General features: G+C 74.6%; 20 protein-coding genes and 1 tRNA gene. 11 read left to right on the top strand and 10 right to left on the bottom strand.

The window, feature by feature from the left end:
• The first annotated feature begins 14 nt into the window (after positions 1 to 14).
• A complete protein-coding gene (gene htpX, locus LN037_RS27280; RefSeq protein ID WP_230759414.1) occupies positions 15 to 845 on the top strand; it encodes a zinc metalloprotease HtpX in 831 nt (276 codons plus the stop codon).
• Here the strand turns inward: htpX and LN037_RS27275 are convergent.
• Positions 836 to 1429, bottom strand: a complete 594-nt coding sequence (locus LN037_RS27275; RefSeq protein ID WP_230759412.1) for a hypothetical protein — start codon at positions 1427 to 1429, stop codon at positions 836 to 838. The genes htpX and LN037_RS27275 overlap by 10 nt on opposite strands.
• Complete coding sequence (locus LN037_RS27270; protein ID WP_230759410.1) at positions 1426 to 2058, bottom strand: hypothetical protein; 633 nt, start codon at positions 2056 to 2058, stop codon at positions 1426 to 1428. Before LN037_RS27270 ends, LN037_RS27275 begins: the two co-directional genes overlap by 4 nt.
• A 243-nt stretch (positions 2059 to 2301) precedes the next feature.
• Between LN037_RS27270 and LN037_RS27265 the strand changes: the two genes are divergently transcribed.
• From LN037_RS27265 to LN037_RS27250, 4 genes are all read left to right on the top strand, one after another.
• Entirely contained in the window at positions 2302 to 2811 is a 510-nt protein-coding gene (locus LN037_RS27265; RefSeq protein WP_230759408.1) for a hypothetical protein, read from the top strand.
• Between the two features lie 543 nt (positions 2812 to 3354).
• The gene (locus tag LN037_RS27260; RefSeq protein ID WP_230759406.1) at positions 3355 to 4407 is read left to right on the top strand and encodes a glycoside hydrolase family 172 protein; all 1053 of its coding nucleotides are present in this window, start codon (positions 3355 to 3357) and stop codon (positions 4405 to 4407) included.
• Complete coding sequence (locus LN037_RS27255) at positions 4404 to 4799, top strand: EVE domain-containing protein (RefSeq protein WP_230759404.1); 396 nt, start codon at positions 4404 to 4406, stop codon at positions 4797 to 4799. Before LN037_RS27260 ends, LN037_RS27255 begins: the two co-directional genes overlap by 4 nt.
• The gene (locus LN037_RS27250) at positions 4796 to 5317 is read left to right on the top strand and encodes an RNA 2'-phosphotransferase (RefSeq protein WP_230759402.1); all 522 of its coding nucleotides are present in this window, start codon (positions 4796 to 4798) and stop codon (positions 5315 to 5317) included. Before LN037_RS27255 ends, LN037_RS27250 begins: the two co-directional genes overlap by 4 nt.
• Here LN037_RS27250 and LN037_RS27245 read toward each other — a convergent pair.
• The 3 genes from LN037_RS27245 to rfbA are packed head-to-tail and all read right to left on the bottom strand — an operon-like array spanning position 5304 to position 8296.
• The gene (locus LN037_RS27245; protein WP_230759400.1) at positions 5304 to 6491 is read right to left on the bottom strand and encodes a DUF998 domain-containing protein; all 1188 of its coding nucleotides are present in this window, start codon (positions 6489 to 6491) and stop codon (positions 5304 to 5306) included. The two genes, LN037_RS27250 and LN037_RS27245, sit on opposite strands and share 14 nt — an antisense overlap.
• Positions 6492 to 6500: 9 nt before the next feature.
• Positions 6501 to 7400 carry a polysaccharide deacetylase family protein gene (locus LN037_RS27240; protein ID WP_230759398.1) on the bottom strand — a complete coding sequence of 300 codons (900 nt, stop codon included), beginning with the start codon at positions 7398 to 7400 and terminating at the stop codon, positions 6501 to 6503.
• Positions 7401 to 7408: 8 nt separating this feature from the next.
• The gene (rfbA, locus tag LN037_RS27235; protein ID WP_230759396.1) at positions 7409 to 8296 is read right to left on the bottom strand and encodes a glucose-1-phosphate thymidylyltransferase RfbA; all 888 of its coding nucleotides are present in this window, start codon (positions 8294 to 8296) and stop codon (positions 7409 to 7411) included.
• 147 nt (positions 8297 to 8443) lie between these two features.
• Between rfbA and LN037_RS27230 the strand changes: the two genes are divergently transcribed.
• Positions 8444 to 8719 (top strand): hypothetical protein, encoded by a 276-nt coding sequence (locus tag LN037_RS27230; RefSeq protein WP_230759394.1) that lies wholly within the window; start codon positions 8444 to 8446, stop codon positions 8717 to 8719.
• A gap of 62 nt (positions 8720 to 8781) precedes the next feature.
• Here LN037_RS27230 and LN037_RS27225 read toward each other — a convergent pair whose 3' ends face one another.
• Positions 8782 to 9804 (bottom strand): oxygenase MpaB family protein, encoded by a 1023-nt coding sequence (locus LN037_RS27225; protein WP_230759392.1) that lies wholly within the window; start codon positions 9802 to 9804, stop codon positions 8782 to 8784.
• Between the two features lie 153 nt (positions 9805 to 9957).
• On the opposite strand from LN037_RS27225, the gene LN037_RS27220 reads away from it, so the two are divergent.
• Positions 9958 to 10377: a Clp protease N-terminal domain-containing protein gene (locus LN037_RS27220; RefSeq protein ID WP_230759390.1), complete on the top strand. Its 420-nt coding sequence runs from the start codon at positions 9958 to 9960 to the stop codon at positions 10375 to 10377.
• Here the strand turns inward: LN037_RS27220 and LN037_RS27215 are convergent.
• Positions 10367 to 11122, bottom strand: a complete 756-nt coding sequence (locus LN037_RS27215; RefSeq protein ID WP_230759388.1) for a sulfite exporter TauE/SafE family protein — start codon at positions 11120 to 11122, stop codon at positions 10367 to 10369. The genes LN037_RS27220 and LN037_RS27215 overlap by 11 nt on opposite strands.
• 114 nt (positions 11123 to 11236) lie before the next feature.
• On the opposite strand from LN037_RS27215, the gene LN037_RS27210 reads away from it, so the two are divergent.
• Positions 11237 to 11644, top strand: coding sequence for a YciI family protein (locus tag LN037_RS27210; protein WP_230759386.1), 408 nt, complete (start codon positions 11237 to 11239; stop codon positions 11642 to 11644).
• Entirely contained in the window at positions 11641 to 12801 is a 1161-nt protein-coding gene (locus tag LN037_RS27205) for an RNA polymerase sigma factor (protein ID WP_230759384.1), read from the top strand. The genes LN037_RS27210 and LN037_RS27205 overlap by 4 nt, the downstream gene beginning before the upstream one ends.
• Here the strand turns inward: LN037_RS27205 and LN037_RS27200 are convergent.
• Together LN037_RS27200 and LN037_RS27195 are read right to left on the bottom strand one after the other, a co-directional pair.
• Positions 12789 to 13640 (bottom strand): hypothetical protein, encoded by an 852-nt coding sequence (locus LN037_RS27200; RefSeq protein WP_230759382.1) that lies wholly within the window; start codon positions 13638 to 13640, stop codon positions 12789 to 12791. The two genes, LN037_RS27205 and LN037_RS27200, sit on opposite strands and share 13 nt — an antisense overlap.
• Before the next feature lie 207 nt (positions 13641 to 13847).
• A complete protein-coding gene (locus LN037_RS27195; RefSeq protein ID WP_230759380.1) occupies positions 13848 to 14339 on the bottom strand; it encodes a YajQ family cyclic di-GMP-binding protein in 492 nt (163 codons plus the stop codon).
• A 137-nt stretch (positions 14340 to 14476) separates the two neighbouring features.
• Between LN037_RS27195 and LN037_RS27190 the strand changes: the two genes are divergently transcribed.
• A tRNA-Tyr gene (locus LN037_RS27190) sits at positions 14477 to 14557 on the top strand.
• A 205-nt stretch (positions 14558 to 14762) separates the two neighbouring features.
• On the opposite strand, the gene LN037_RS27185 is transcribed toward LN037_RS27190, so the two are convergent.
• Positions 14763 to 15086: a P-II family nitrogen regulator gene (locus tag LN037_RS27185; RefSeq protein ID WP_230759378.1), complete on the bottom strand. Its 324-nt coding sequence runs from the start codon at positions 15084 to 15086 to the stop codon at positions 14763 to 14765.
• 79 nt (positions 15087 to 15165) lie between these two features.
• On the opposite strand from LN037_RS27185, the gene dprE2 reads away from it, so the two are divergent.
• Positions 15166 to 15909, top strand: a complete 744-nt coding sequence (gene dprE2, locus LN037_RS27180) for a decaprenylphospho-beta-D-erythro-pentofuranosid-2-ulose 2-reductase (RefSeq protein WP_230759376.1) — start codon at positions 15166 to 15168, stop codon at positions 15907 to 15909.
• Positions 15910 to 15958 lie beyond the last annotated feature (49 nt).

Below are 15958 nucleotides of genomic sequence, written 5' to 3'. Positions count from 1 at the left end.
GAAGGGCGACGACGGTGCGCAACGGGCTCAAGACGGCCGTGCTCCTCGGGGCACTGAGCGCGTTCATCCTGGTCATCGGCTCGTTGTTCGGGCGCGGCGGGCTGTTCCTCGCCCTGCTGGTCGCGCTCGGGGTGAACGGCTACTCGTACTTCTTCTCGGACCGGCTCGCGCTGCGCGCCATGCACGCCGTGCCGGTGACCGAGGCCGAGCAGCCCGTGATGTACCGCATCGTGCGCGAGCTCGCCTCGGCCGCGCACCAGCCGATGCCGCGGCTCTACGTGAGTCCCACCGAGGCGCCGAACGCCTTCGCCACCGGCCGCAACCCGCGCAACGCCGCCGTCTGCGCCACGACCGGCATCCTGCGGCTGCTCGACGAGCGTGAGCTGCGCGGGGTGCTCGGCCACGAGCTCTCCCACGTCTACAACCGCGACATCCTGATCTCGTCCGTGGCAGGAGCGCTCTCCAGCGTCGTCACCTACGTGGCGCTCGGCGCCCAGCTCTTCGGCGGCAGCCGGAACATCCTCGCGACGATGCTGCTCGCGCTCGTGGGGCCGGTGGCCGCCGGCATCGTGCAGATGGCCGTGAGCCGCACCCGCGAGTACCAGGCCGACGCCAGCGGCGCGCAGCTCACCGGCGACCCGCTCGCGCTCGCGTCCGCGCTGCACAAGCTGGAGTACGGCACGCAGGCGGCGCCGCTGCCGCCCGAACCCCGGCTGGTCTCGCAGTCCCACCTGATGATCGCCAACCCGTTCCGGGCGGGCGAGGGCATGGCGAAGCTGTTCTCCACCCACCCGCCGATCGCCGACCGGATCGCGCGCCTCCAGCAGATGGCCGGTCACGGCTGATCCACGGCCACCAGGTCGGCCACGTGCAGGAACACGTCGTCGTCGATGCCCGCGCCCGCAGGGATGCGCGCGAGGCGCTCGGTGCGCGGCGGTGCGCCACCGGGCCGCAGGCGGTAGCGACGCACGGCCTGCAGCCGGAACGCCCGGTCAGTCGCGGCGTGGGCGCGCACGTCGACGTCGAGGTAGACCGATCCCTCGACGTACACGGGGCGCCCGGGCTCGAGGTCCGGCGCCGGGTGCATCCCGGCGCAGTTGAGCGGGACGGAGCGCCTCCCGACCACGAGCACGTCGAGATCACCGGCGGCGTCCCCCTCGACGGCGGGCACCGTGTCCACCCCCAGGACGCCGCAGGCGACGACGGTGCCGTACTCGTCGAGGTCCCAGAGCCGGGTGGGTCGGCAGCGGAGCCGGTCGACGTCGTCGGCGTAGATCATCGGCGTCACGTGCACGACCTCCCCGACCGCGGCGAGCGGCAGCCGCCCCTCACGCAGGTGGCCGGGGAGCAGCTGCACGGTGGTCACCTCCCGGCGGCGCGCCTCGTCCCGCGAGTTCCACCCGCCGCAGCGGTGCGCGGCGGCGGTCACGCCTGCACCTCCGGCCGGGGCAGCTCGGCCCGCTCCCCGACGAGGTCCGCGACGTACACCGCCTCGTCGGACACCTCGGACGCGGCCGGGAACCGGTCCAGCGGCACCGGTCGGACCGGGACCGAGCCGGTGCGCCGGTAGCGGCGCACCGCCGCCAGCCGGAACGGGCGGCGGCACAGCGCGACCGCCTCGCCGTGCTCCTTCCCGGCGTCCAGCACCGGGTCGAGGTAGAGCGATCCCTCGACGCGGGTCGGCCCGTCGCCCTCCGGCGGGGCGGTCGCGGCCCAGTTGACCGGGGCGAGCCACCCGCCGGCGTCGAGCACCTCGATGCGGCAGGAGCATTCGCCGCCGGGATCGAGCGCCACCGTGGTGAGCGCACCCGCTGCGCTCACGCACCCGAACTCGTCCACCCACCAGTGCCCGGGCGCGGCGACGCCGTGGTGCGTCGCGTCGTGGTGCACCGCCCCGGCGTAGATCGCCGGGATCACCTCGAGCCGGTCACCGACCCGGGGCCGCCCGAGCTCCCCCGCCGCCAACAGGTGCGGCAGCAGTTGCACCGCCGTCGCCCCGACCGGCCGCCGTCGCACCGCCGTCCCCGTGCTCCGTCCCGCCCTGCGTCGCGTGCCCATCGCGCCTCCCGATCTCGTCCTCGGGGGCTTGGACTGCGCCGGGCGGCGATCGGTTCCATCTTTCTCTCCCCGGTTCCCGACGGCGGGCCGTCCCCCGGCCGGGGGACACCCCGTCCCCCTGCGTCCGGTCCGCCCGGTGGACCCGTGGCCCCCGCGCCCGAAGCCATGCTTCGTCCCGGCAGCACGGAGAACGCCCAGGTCAGGACGCTCCCCGCCGCACCACCGGACTCCTCGGGAGCAGTCATGAACACCCGCCGCCTCGCCGCCACCCTCGCCGCCGCCGCCGTCGTCTCGCTGTCCGGGGTCGGGGCCGGCACCGCCCTGGCCGCCACCCCGGTCACCCCGGTCACCCCGGTCACCCCGGTGACGCCCGTGACCCCCGCCCACCCGGTGACGCCGTCGAACGGTGGCTCGGGGACGCACCACGGCACCACCCACGCGAGCACGACGGCGGACACGGGCACCGGCACCGGAACCGGATCGGCCCTGCCCCTGGTGCTCGGCGGCCTGGGCATCGCGGTCGTGGCCGGGGGTGGCGCCTACGCGCTGGCCCGGGGTGGTGCGGCCGACCGGGAGCGGGAGCGGGAGCGGCGCGGCACCGCGCCCGCGGTGTACTACGGCTACGAGCAGCCGCCCTTCGTGCAGCCGCCCTACGCCCAGGCCGGGTACGCCCAGGCCGGGTACGACCAGACCGGGTACGACCAGACCCACCACGCCGGCGCGCGCCCGTACGCGGCACCGCGCTCGCGCTGACCGCCCTGTCGCGGGAAGCAGCGGAGGGCGGGCGGCCTTGTCGTGGTGATTCACAACGACAAGGCGGTCGGGTCGGGTGGGTAGGCCGCGACAAGGCGGCCCCGGCGGGTGGGGAGGCCGCGACCCCGCACTTCCCCGGTCGCCCCGGCGGGGAGCGCGTCCGCCGCCTTCGGCACGCGGCACCGCGCCGCCCTGTCGTGGGAAGCAGCGGAGGGCGGGCGGCCTTGTCGTGGTGATTCACAACGACAAGGCGGCCCCGGCGGGTGGGTAGGCCGCGACAAGGCAACCGGGGCGGGTCGGGAAGGGAGGCTGCGACCCCGCACTTCCCCGGTCGCCCCGGCGGGGAGCGCGTCCGCCGCCTTCGGCACGCGGCACCGCGCCGCCCTGTCGCGGGAAGCAGCGGAGGGCGGGCGGCCTTGTCGTGGTGATTCACAACGACAAGGCGGTCAGGGCGGGTGGGGAGGCCACGACAAGGCGGCCCCGGACCGGCCTCGGAGCCCGGCTCCGCGCTTCCCCGGTCGCCCGGGCGGGAACCGGACGACCATGACCGCCGCCTACGGCCCGCACGGATCGAGCCTGCGGGACCTGCCCCGCCTGCGCCGCGCCCGTCGTCGCCGGGCCTCGAGCTGGGACCGGACCGGTGGCAACGACGACCGGGCGCACGTCCGGGCCGGGGAGTCGGTGACGCTGCTCGACGTCGCCGGGGCCGGCGTCGTCACCCATCTCTGGATGACGGTCGCCGGCCCCCGACGGCGGCGGGCGGAGCTGTTGCGACGCCTCACGATCCGCATGTGGTGGGACGGCGAGGAGTCGCCCAGCGTCGCCGCCCCGCTCGGTGACTTCTTCGGCGTGGGCCACGGCCGCACCACCAATTTCGTCTCGGCGCCCCTGCAGATGAGCCCGCAGGACGGGCGGGCGCTGAACTGCTGGTTCGCGATGCCGTTCGCCGCCGGGGCGCGCATCGAGGTGCAGAACGAGGCCCCCGGCGAGGTCTGGCTCTACTACTACGTCGACCACGAGGAGCTCGACGACGTCGGCGACGACGTCGGCCGGTTCCACGCGCAGTTCCGCCGCGAGCGCACGCGGGGGATCCGGCCCGGCCTGCTCAACTCCCGCTACCAGTTCGGCGGTGAGAACCTGACGGGCGACGGCAACTACTCGATCCTCGAGGCGCGCGGGCACGGCCACTACGTCGGCTGTGTGCTCAACGTCCGACCGCGACGGCGGCGCCGCTGGAACTGGTACGGCGAGGGCGACGACATGATCTTCGTCGACCAGGAGCCGGGCGACTGGCCCCCGACCCTGCACGGCACGGGGACCGAGGACTACGTGAACACCGCCTGGTGCCCCACGCAGGCCTACTCCGCGCCCTACCACGGCGTGACGCTGCCGGGCGGGCGGAACTGGCGCGGCCCGGTCTCGCTGTACCGCTTCCACGTCGAGGACCCCGTCGTCTTCGAACGGAGCATCCGCGTGACGATCGAGCACGGGCACGCCAACCGGCGCAGCGACGACTGGTCCTCGGTCGCGTACTGGTACCAGGCCGAGCCGCACGTCCCGTTCGAGCTCCCCCCGCTCGCCGAGCGGCTGCCGTGACCGGGCACTGGGTCTGGGTCGTCGGCCCGGACTGCTATCTCGACGACGACGGGCGCGAGCACCCGAAGCTCGCGCCGGGGGCACCCGCGATGCGGTGGGCCTGCCACCGCGACACCCGTCCCGGCGACCTCGCCGTCCTCTACCGCTCGCAGCGCGCGAAGGACCTCGCCTACCTGCTGCGCGTCACCTCCGAGCCGACGTACGAGGCCGGTCCGCGGCCGTGGAACTGCGGGGCCGAGGTGGTGCGCCGCCTCGACCCGCCGATCCCGCTGGCCGACCTGCGCGCGGACCCGGTCGTCGCGACCTGGCCCGCCCTGCGCGCGTCGTTCGTGCGGACGGGCGCACCGGTCCCGGACGACGTCTGGCGACGCCTCGAGGAGATGGCGGCGTGACGGACCGGGTCCGGCTGTCGAAGCGCATGTCGCGGGCCCTGCGCCACGACCCCGCGCGGATCGGCGTCGAACTCGACGCCGAGGGCTGGACGGCCGTCGACGCCCTGGTCGCGGCCCTCGGGGTCACGCGGGCCGAGGTGGAGGACGTCGTCCGGAACGGCACCAAGCAGCGCTACGAACTCGACGGGGACCGCATCCGCGCCCGCTACGGCCACTCGCTGCCCGGCCGGGTGGAGCTGCCCGTCGCCGATCCGCCGTCGGTGCTGTTCCACGGCACGTCCCCCACGACGGCGGGTGCGGTGCGGCGGGAGGGGCTGCGGCCGATGGGACGGCAGTTCGTGCACCTGTCGAGCGACGAGGCGACGGCGCGCCGCGTCGGGGCCCGCCACGGCGGCACCCCGGTCGTCCTCGCCGTCGACGCCGCGGCCGCCGCCGCGAGCGGGGTCGTCTTCCGGCACGGCAACGACGACACGTGGCTGGCGGACGCGATCGGCCCGGAGTTCCTCAGCGCGCGCTGAGGGCGGTGGCGGGCGCGTCGAGCGGCACCGGGTCGGTCCGCGCCCGCGTCGCCCCGTGCACGGCCAGCACGAGCGGCCAGATCCCCATGACGACGACCGTCACCCGCTGCGAGAGCCCGTACGCGGCCCCGCCCGTCACGAGCTCGACGGTGAACCACGCGAGCAGCGCCGCCATCACGCCGACCGCGACCGACGACGCGCGCCGCAGCCCGGGCGGCGTCGTCGCCGACCGGACGAGGGACAGCGGCCAGGTCGTGAACCCCACCCACGCGAGCCCGCCCGCCACCATGTGCGGCCACGACGTGCCCCCGACGGGCTGGGGGAACAGGGCGGCCACCGCGAGGCAGGCCCCGCCCGCGCCGAGCAGCACGCGCCCGGCGGGCGGGACCCGACGCAGCCCGGCGGCGACCACGACGTAGGCGATGCCGGCGGTCAGCACCGTCGTCGTCATGATCCAGCGGTCGACCGCGCCGAGGCTCTCCAGCGCGCTCAACGACATCGCGAGCGGGTCCGCCGTCGGCTGCGCGGCCTGCGCGGCGACGAGGCCGACGGGGAACACCAGGAGCGGGACCGTCGCCGCGACCACCGTCCACCGGGCCCGGGTCCCGAGCGCCCGGGTCCCGAGGGCGACCCGGAGCGGCCAGACGGTCTGCGTCAGCAGCACCGTCCGCTCCGCCACCCCGAGCCAGGTGCCGCCGGTCCAGGCCTGGGCGCACAGCCAGACCACGCTCGCCGTGACGACCGCGGTCATCACCACCGAGCCCGTCCGCAGGTGCGGCGCGCGCAGCAGCCCCAGCGGCCAGAGCGTGTAGGCGGCACACCCGAGCACCATCGCCGTCATGTGCACCGCGGAGCTGCCGTGGGCGGGCTGGGGCGCGAGGGCCACCACGACGACGGCGAGCGCCCCGGCCCCGAGCACCCACCGTCCCGCCCGCGGCGCCCGCAGTCCGGCGGCGACCGCCAGGTGGACCAGGCCCAGGGCGAGCAGACCCGTCGTCATCACCCAGCGCTCGTCCGCGCCGCGCCCTGCGAGCGTGCTCACCGTCTGGCGGACCGGGTCGTAGCCGCCGGGGCGTTGCGCGGCCTGGGCGAGCAGGACACCGGTCACGAGCACCACCGGTGCGGCGGCCGCGAGCAGGAGCACCAGCGGCTCCCGGAGCCGACGACCGATCATCGGCCCCAGCTACCCGGAGCGCTCCGGCACGTACTCCTCCCACCAGTCCACGACCTGCTGCCGGTGCACCAGCGAGACCTCCGGCTGCGCCGTGGCCCAGGCCAGGAAGTCCCGCACCGCGACCGCCCGGGACGCCTGGCCGCTCCAGCGCGGGTGCAGGCCGACGGTGAGCAGACGCGCCCCGGCGCCGTGCCGGGCCTCGTCGAGCAGGAGGTCCACGGCCCCGATCAGGGACTCGGCGAAGTGGCGGGGTGTCGCGTAGGTGGGCGGCAGGAAGTACCGGGTGTCGTTGTGGACCTTCGAGTACGGCACCACGAGCCACGGGCGCCCGCCGACCTCGACCCGGTAGGGGAGCTCGTCGTTGACGGCGTCGCTGTCGTAGGTCAGCTCCGGGTGCGCCGCGGCCAGGCGCCGGGTGCGCTGCGAGGGGAAGGAGCGCACGTACCAGCCGCGCACCGGGCGCCCGACCAGCTCCGGCAGCACCCGCATCGCGTGCTCGAGGTCGGCGCGCTCCTCGTCCTCGGTCATCTGCGTGACCTCGGCCCACCGGTACCCGTGGCCCAGCACGTCGTGGTCGCTCGCCCGCAGCCACGCCGCGAACGGCGGGTTGCGCTCCAGGGCCCGCGCGCAGACCCCGAACGTCACCGGCACCGCGAACCGCTCGACGAGCCGGACCAGGCGCCAGATCCCGACGCGGGAGCCGAACTCGTAGTGCCCCTCCGTGCCGAGGTCGCGGACCGCGGGATCGATCGGCAGCGCGTACTCGCCCCAGCTGTCGTTGCCCTCGTCGTCGGCCCAGGAGGCCTCGGCGCCCTCCTCGACGTTGACGACGACGTTGACCGCCACGAGTGAGCCGTCGGGCCACCGCGCGAGCGGGGCGGTGGGGCCGTACCCGACGAGGTCGCGCACCGCCGCCGCTACGCCGCGCCGCTGCGGCGGGCCACGTCCATGACGTACTCGCCGTAGCGGGACTTGCCCTGGGCGCGGCCGAGTTCGAGGCAGTGCTCGGGGGTGATCCAGCCCTCGCGCAGGGCGAGTTCCTCGAGGCAGGCGATCCGCACGCCCTGGCGGTGCTCGAGCACGGAGATGTACTGGCCGGCCTCGATCAGCGACTCGTGGGTGCCGGTGTCGAGCCAGGCGAAGCCGCGGCCGAGGTCGATCAGGCGGGCGTCGCCGCGGTGCATGTAGGCGAGGTTGAGGTCGGTGATCTCGAGTTCGCCGCGCGCGGAGGGGGTCAGGGTGCGGGCGAGGGAGACGACGTCGTTGTCGTAGAGGTAGAGCCCGGTGATGGCCCGGTTCGAGCGCGGCTTCGCGGGTTTCTCCTCGATGGAGATCAGCCGGCCGGCGGCGTCGGCCTCGCCGACGCCGTAGCGCTCGGGGTCGCCGACGGGGTAGCCGAACAGGGTGGCGCCCTTCTCGGTCTCGACCTGGGCGACGGCGCGCTGCAGGATCGTCGAGAAGCCCTGGCCGTGGAAGATGTTGTCGCCCAGCACGAGGGCGGCGGTGTCGTCGCCGACGTGGTCGGCGCCGATGAGGAAGGCCTCGGCCAGCCCGTTGGGTTCGGCCTGCTCGGCGTAGGAGAAGCGCACCCCCCACTCGGAGCCGTCGCCGAGCAGCCGCCGGAAGGCGGGGAGGTCGACCGGGGTGGAGATGATCAGGATGTCCCGGATGCCGGCGATCATGAGCACCGAGATCGGGTAGTAGATCATCGGCTTGTCGTAGACCGGCAGGAGCTGCTTCGAGACCGCCCGGGTGACCGGGTGCAGTCGGGTGCCGCTGCCCCCGGCGAGCACGATTCCCTTCACCCGGGGGACTCTAGATGGCGCATCCGCCGTCACTCCTTCGAGTGCCCCGGGTCAAGGTGCGATAACGATCCGGTCGCGCGTCACGACATCCCGGTCACGAGCGCATCGCTCGGTCCAATCGCCCAGCGCACCTCCCGGGGGACACCTGTGTCTGCACACCGCCGCACCCGCCGTGCCCGCCCCGTCGTCGGACGGGTCGCCCTCGTCGGGGTCGCGCTCGCCGGGCTGTCCGCCGCTCCGGGCACCGTCGCGTCGTCGACGCCGCTCGAGGCCCCGGCGGCGCCCGTGGTCGTCACGCAGACCCCCGTCGCCGCGGCTCCGGCCGACCACGACGACGTGCTCTGGTACGGCCTGCTCTCCGCCGCCGCGCTCGCGGGCGCGGCCGGGGCGCACCAGATCGTCGGCCGGCCCCGCCGCGCCTGACGGCGGGCGACGGTTCCCCGGGCGGCGCGGACCCGGGGAACCGCGTCCTCGCCACGCGGGGGTCACGCCGGGAACGGCACAAGCTCCTCGCGGTGGTGGAACGGGTAGGGCGCCGGCCCGGCCTGCGCGGCCCGGGCGGCGAGCAGCTCGGCGTACTGCGTCCGGGGATCGACCACGCCGTACGCGGCGCGGGCCTCTGCGGGCTCCCGGACGACCGGGTCGACCGGCCGCGTCCCCCGCAGCACGGGCTCGAGGATCGGCACCGTGCGGGGGCTCGCCAGCCTCAGCGCCCAGATCTCGAGGAGCTTGCTGGCCGCCACGAGGCGCACGACGGGCCGCGTCAGGGCGATCGCGACCCGGTCGGTGAGCCCCGACTGCCCGGTGGCGCCGAGCTTGCGCATCCAGCGCGGCATCGTCGCGATGACCGCGCGGCGGACGACGGCGTTGAAGACGAACCGCAGCAGGGCGGGGGTCCGCTGCGGGACGACGGTGGTGCTGCTGTCGAGCAGGAAGTCCATCATGTCCTGCGCGACCTCGGAGCCGACCAGGCGCGGCCGGTAGGCGGCGAAGTAGGCCCGGACGCCCTCGCGGGAGCGGGGCACGTCGGCGGGGTCGATCGTCTGGAACTCCGCGGCCCGCGCGCACTCCTCCCAGTACTGCGACTCCTCGGCCGGCGTCAGCTTCCCCGGCCCGAACACCTCGTAGGTGTAGAGGATCGAGTGCCACGCGGTGAGGTGGATCCACAGCTGCGACGCGGGGTCGTTGGCGTCGTAGGTCCCGCCGGTCACCGGGTCGTGCCCGATCGCCCGCGAGTGGATCTTCACGAGCGTGTCCGACGCCTTCAGCACGGACTCGGCGTCGCCGAACTTCACCGTCGCGAAGTACTGCATCGTCCGGTCGTAGCGCAGCCGCGGACGCTGCTTGACCTGGCCGGACTGGTCGACCGAGGCCACCAGGTGCGGGTCGAGCTCCTCGATGACGACCGCCCGGAGGAACCCGAGCACGATCGAGGTCGGGTAGCCCCAGACCTTCCAGGTCACCGAGTCCGGACCGAAGAAGCCGTAGTCCTGCTGTCGTCGGGTCACCGCGCCACCTCCGTCGCCAAGTATGTGCGACGCACGGTAACCCTATACATCGTGTAACGGCTACCCCCGGTAAGAGGTACATTGTGTTCCCCCTGGTGGTCTCAGGGTTCCTCCGGAGGTGCCGGGCCCGTCCCGACGGCGAGGGTGGTCGCCATGCGCCTCACCTCCCGCTCCTCGCGCTCGCTCGACCTCGCCCGCCTCGAGGCCCTCGCCCTCGGGGCGAGCGCCATCGCGACCGCGCACCTGCTGCTCGGTCTCGTGCGCGAGGGCCGGGAGGCCGACGACCCGCTCCTCGCCGGGGTGGACCCGGACCGGGTGCGGGGCCTGCTGCCCCTGCGTCCGCCCGACGGCGGGTCGCTGCCGCTGAGTCCCGGCGCCGCCGCGGCGCTGACCGTGGCCGCGCGCGACGCCGCGGGCGGCCGGGTCGACGCCGCGCAGCTGCTCGCGGCCGTCCTGACCCACCCCACGTCGAGCGCGGTCGAGGTGCTGGAGCGGCTCGGCACCGATCCCGGCCACCTGTGGGCGCGGGCGCGCTCGGGCGGCGCGGCGACGCCGCTGCTGGTCAGGCGGTGAGCACCAGCTCGACGATCGCGGCCACACCGATCACGACGATCACCACCCGCAGCACGAGCGGGGACAGCCGCCGCCCGACCCGCGCGCCGAGCAGTCCGCCCACGGTCGAGCTCACCGCGAGGACCAGCACGACCCACCAGTCGATCGGGGCGACGACCGCGTAGATCGCTCCGGCGACCACGTTCACCACGGCGGCCAGGGCGTTCTTGAACGCGTTGAGGCGCTGGAGCGGGTCGTCGAGCAGCAGGCCCATGACGCCGACGAGCATGATCCCCTGCGCCGCCGTGAAGTAGCCGCCGTAGACGCCCACGGCGAAGATCAGCGGGAAGAGGAGCCAGGGCCGTCCCGACGACGGGTGCTCCCGGCTCCGCAGGCGGCGCGTCAGCACCGGCTGGACCGCGACGAGCAGCACGGCGGCCCCGACCAGCACCGGCACGATCGTCTCGAACGCGTCGGCGGGCAGCGAGAGCAGCAGGATCGTGCCGCCGATCGCGCCGAGCAGCGACGCGATGCCGTAGCCGACCAGGCGGCGCCCGTGTCCCCGGAGCTCGGCGCGGTAGCCGTACGCGCCGGTGATGGTGCCGGTGATCAGCCCGATCGCGTTGGACGTCGTCGCGGTGACGGGTGGATAGCCGAGCGCGACGAGCACCGGGAAGGTCACGAGCGTGCCGGAGCCGACGACCGTGTTGATCGTCCCGGCCCAGACCCCGGCGAGCGCGATGAGCGCGATCTCCCACCAGGTCACGGCGGGCGACCCTAACCGCGCGAGAATTCCGGCGCCCGATGTCGAGAACGCGCCGGCGGCTCCGTCCCCGGGGTACGAGCGGCCACGACGGCCGCCACGACGGAGGAGGACCCCATGAAGTACCTGCTGCTCAAGCACTACCGCGGCGGCCCGACCCCGGCGCACGGGTGGACGCCGATGGACCGGTGGACGCCCGCCGAGGTCGACGCACACATGCAGTACATGTCCGACTTCGCCGACCGGCTGCGGGAGACCGGGGAGTTCGTCGACAGTCAGGCCCTCGCCGAGCGGGGCGCCTTCGTGCGGGCCGACGGCCCGGGGCGGCCGCCGGTCACCGACGGTCCGTTCGCGGAGACGAAGGACCTCATCGCCGGCTGGATGGTCATCGACGTCGAGTCGTGGGACCGGGCGGTCGAGCTGGCCGGCGAGCTCTCCGCGGCCCCCGGGGCGGGCGGCGAGCCGATCGACGAGTGGCTCGAGGTGCGGCCGTTCCTCACCGGCGTCCCGGGCAACGACGAGTGAGTCCCGCGCTCGATCCCGTGCTGGTCCGGGAGCTCGTCCCCGCGGTGATCGGCGTCCTCGTCCGGCGCGGCGCGGACTTCGCGTCGGCCGAGGACGCCGTGCAGGAGGCGCTGATCCGCGCCCTGGACGTGTGGCCGGACGACCCGCCGCGGGACCCGAGGGCGTGGCTGGTCGCCGCGGCGTGGCGACGGTTCCTCGACGCAGTGCGGTCCGAGGCCTCCCGCCGCGACCGGGAGGACGTCGTCGACGCCGAGCCGTCCGCGGAGGCGGTGTCGGGCGCCGACGACACGCTCCGGCTCTACTTCCTCTGCGCGCACCCGACGCTGCCGCCGGCCGCCGCCGTCGCGTTGACGCTGCGGGCGGTCGGCGGGTTGACCACCCGGCAGATCGCTGACGCGCACCTCGTCCCCGAGGCGACGATGGCCCAGCGGATCAGCCGGGCGAAGAAGAAGCTCGAGGGCCTCCCGCTCGACCGCCCCGGCGACCTCGGGACGGTGCTACGGGTGCTCTACCTCGTCTTCAACGAGGGCTACGGCGGCGACGTCGACCTCGCGGCGGAGGCCGTCCGGCTCGCCCGGCAGCTGGCGTCGCTCTCCGACGAGCCGGAGGTCGCGGGCCTGCTCGCGCTCGTGCTGCTCCACCACGCCCGCCGTGCCTCGCGGACGGGGCCGGGCGGTCGTCTGGTGCCGCTCGCGGAGCAGGACCGGAGCCGTTGGGACACCACGCTGATCACCGAGGGCGTCGCGGTGCTGCAGGCCGCCCTCGCGCGGGACCGGCTCGGCGAGTACCAGGCCCAGGCCGCGATCGCGGCCCTGCACGCCGACGCCCCGAGCGCCGACGAGACCGACTGGCTGCAGATCGTGGAGTGGTACGACGAACTGCTCGCCCTCGCCGACACCCCGGTGGTGCGGCTCAACCGGGCGGTGGCCGTGGGGGAGGCGGACGGCCCGCAGGCCGGGCTCGCCGCGCTCGCGGAGGTGCCCGACGACGTCCCCCGCCGCACCGCGGTGCTCGCGCACCTGCGTGAGCGGTCCGGCGACCTCGACGTGGCCGCCGGGCTCTACGCCGAGGCCGCCCGGGCGGCGGGCAGCGTCGCCGAGCGGGACCACCTCACGCGCGAGGCGACCCGGGTGCGGGCGGCGCGTCAGGAGCCGTAGGCCGAGCAGTTGACGGAGGCGGACCCGTAGTCGCCGCCCTGGGAGGCCGCCGACTTGGTGTCGAGCACCCGCCCGGTCTGGTCGGTGATGGTGCAGGTGAGGTCGCCGTCGGTACCGGGGTAGGTGTAGGCGCTGACGGTGGCCGTGTGGAACGACTCGCTGCCCACGGTCATGACCTTGGTCCACGGCACCTTCGTCGACTGCCCGGCCGACCCCGACGAGCCGTCGACGCTCCAGCTGATCGAGCTCTTCGCTGCCGAGCCGGTGATCGAGAGCGTGTAACTGGTGACGGCGGCGGACTCCTCGGTGCCGCCGACGGACTGCGCGGGAACGGCCGGACCCGACGTCGAGCTCGACCCGATGCTGTTGAGGCTGTTCACGAACGCCTCGGTGAAGGCCACGGCCGAGATGATGCCGAGGACCGAGAGCGCGAGTCCGACGGCTGCCATGACGACGCGGACATGCCGACGCACGCCGATCACCAGAGCCGCGATGCCGAGCCCTGCGCCGATGATCCCGACGAGGATGCCGGCCTGGTTGAGGAAGGGAAGCGGGGAGAGTCCGAGCGTGATGATCCCGAGGATCAGGGCCGGCATCGCGAGCGAGTTCCTCGGCTGCGGCGGCTGGGGCGGGGGTCCCCATCCGCCCTGCTGCGGAGGGACCCACGGTCCCTGGTGGGGCGGCGCCCACTGGCCCTGGGGCTGACCGTGGGGACCCTGCGGGTAGCCGTACCCGCCGGTCCCGGCCGGCGCCGCATAACCCTGGCCGTACATCGGCTGATGAGGCGCCGCCGAGCCGCCGGCGGGCTGCTGCTCGAACGGCTGGCGGGTGTCGGTCACGGTTGTCTCCTCGGGCGATTCGTCGCGGATACTGACGATTCGTCCGAAGTGGAACTTGCGTTACCGGCCTCGTCCGGCGTTCGGTGCGCGAACGCCGAGGACCTCCCGACCTGCCGTCCCCGGCGACCCGGATCGTGCAGGCGGAGCTGATCCCGACGGCGGGCGCCACCGGGGACGCCGCGAGGCGACCCGGGTGCGGGCGGCGCGTCAGCGGTAGTTCGTGAACTGCAGGGCGATGCCGAAGTCCTGGCCCTTGAGCAGGGAGATGACGGCCTGCAGGTCGTCCTTCTTCTTGCCGGTGACGCGGAGCTGGTCGTCCTGGATCTGGGCCTGGATGCCCTTCGGGCCCTCGTCCCGGATGACCTTGGTGATCTCCTTGCCCTTCTCCTTCGAGATGCCCTGCACGAGGCTGCCGGTGACCTTGTAGGTCTTGCCGGACACCGAGGGCTCGCCGACGTCGAAGGCCTTCAGCGAGATGTCCCGCCGGACGAGCTTCTCCTTGAACACGTCGATCGCCGCCGTGCACCGCTCCTCGGTCTCCGACGTGATCGTGATGGCCTCCTCGCCGGCCCACGCGATGGAGGTGCCGGTGCCGCGGAAGTCGTAGCGCTGCGAGAGCTCCTTGGCCGCCTGGTTGAGCGCGTTGTCGACCTCCTGGCGGTCCACCTTGCTCACGACGTCGAACGACGGGTTCGCCATCCGGGGCTCCTCCTCGGGGTTGCTCGGTGGTGGTTCGTGACGGCGGGTCGGCTCCGGTCTACACCGACCCCCCGGGTGCACCCCAGGGGCGCACCGGCTTGTAGTCTTCTCGTCGCCGTCCGGCGAGGCGGCACCCCGGCGGGTTGCCCGAGCGGCCAATGGGAGCGGACTGTAAATCCGTCGCGAAAGCTTCGAAGGTTCGAATCCTTCACCCGCCACCCGGAACCCCCGTCCACACCTGTGGGCGGGGGTTCCCGTGTCTCCGGAGCGGTGCGGCCGGCGTCGGATTCGGTGTCGTGTACCGGGCCGGGACGCCCTGGACAGCTGGCGTAACCTCCGTCAGGTCGGTCGTGCCCCCCGCGGCCGGCACCGGCCCCGGGGCACGCCCCCCTGTGACCCCGGGGCCACCCTCACACCGCCGAGCTACACCGCGTCGTGGCCGCGTTCCCCGGTCCGGACGCGGAGCACGAGGTCGACCGGGCGCACCGACAGCTGCCCGTCCGCGTCGCCGAGGTTGGCCCGGATCTGCTCGATCAGCCGCTCCACGACGTCGTCGTCGACGACGGTCTCGATCCGCAGCCGCGGCACCAGGTCGACCGCGATGCGTGCCCCCTTGTGCACCTGGACGTGCCCGGCCTCGTGGACGCGGACCTCGCTGATCGTCATGCCGAGGACCGCGAGCCGCTCGCAGGCCCGCCGGACGCCGTCGAGGGCGTGCGGCCGGACGAGCGCCGTCACCAGCTTCACGCGCATCTCCTCGGGTCGGGTCCCACGTCGGGGGCCCCACGCTAGGCCCTGTCCGGTGCTCCTGCGACGCTCTGCGCCCGTGTCCGGAACCGTCCTCGTCCTGGGTGGCCGCAGCGAGATCGGGGTGGCCCTGGCGGGCCGTCTCGTCGCCGACGGCCGTGCCACCACCGTCGTGCTCGCCGCCCGCCGCGCGGACACGCTCGGCGCGGAGGTCGCCGCGCTCGGGTCCGCCCGGGTGGGCACCGTCGAGTTCGACGCCGACGACCTCGCCGGGCACGAGGCGGTGCTCGACCACGTCGAGCGGGAGTTCGGCCCGCCCGACGTCGTCGTCGTGGCCTTCGGCGTCCTCGGCGACCAGCAGCGCGCCGAGGTCGACGCCGACCACGCCCTCGCCGTGGTGCACACCGACTACGCGGCGCAGGTCGGGGTGCTGACGCGGGTCGCCGCGCGGATGCGGGCCCGGGGTCGCGGCGAGATCGTCGTCTTCTCCTCGATCGCCGGCTGGCGGGTCCGGCGCGCGAACTACGTCTACGGCTCCGCGAAGGCGGGACTGGACGGGTTCGCGACGGGGCTCGCGGACGCGCTGCGGGGGTCCGGCGTCCACCTGACCCTGGTCCGGCCGGGCTTCGTGATCGGCCGGATGACCGCCGACTCCGGCCTGTCGCCCGCGCCGCTGTCCTCCACGCCCGCGCAGGTCGCCGACGCCGTCGCGGACGGGTTGGCGAAGCGCCGCGACGTCGTCTGGGTGCCCGGGCGCCTGCGACTGCTCGCCGCCGTCATGCGCGTGCTCCCGGCCCCGATCTGGCGGCGGATGCCGCGCTGAGGTCGTGCAGGCCCCGCACGCGGCAGGAAAGCGTCGTGTGTGGTAACCC

Source organism: Actinomycetospora soli, from assembly GCF_021026295.1.
In the GTDB taxonomy this organism is placed as follows: Bacteria; Actinomycetota; Actinomycetes; order Mycobacteriales; family Pseudonocardiaceae; genus Actinomycetospora; species Actinomycetospora soli.
Note: the sequence above shows the minus strand (reverse complement) of the source record. Positions and strands in the feature narration are given on the sequence as shown.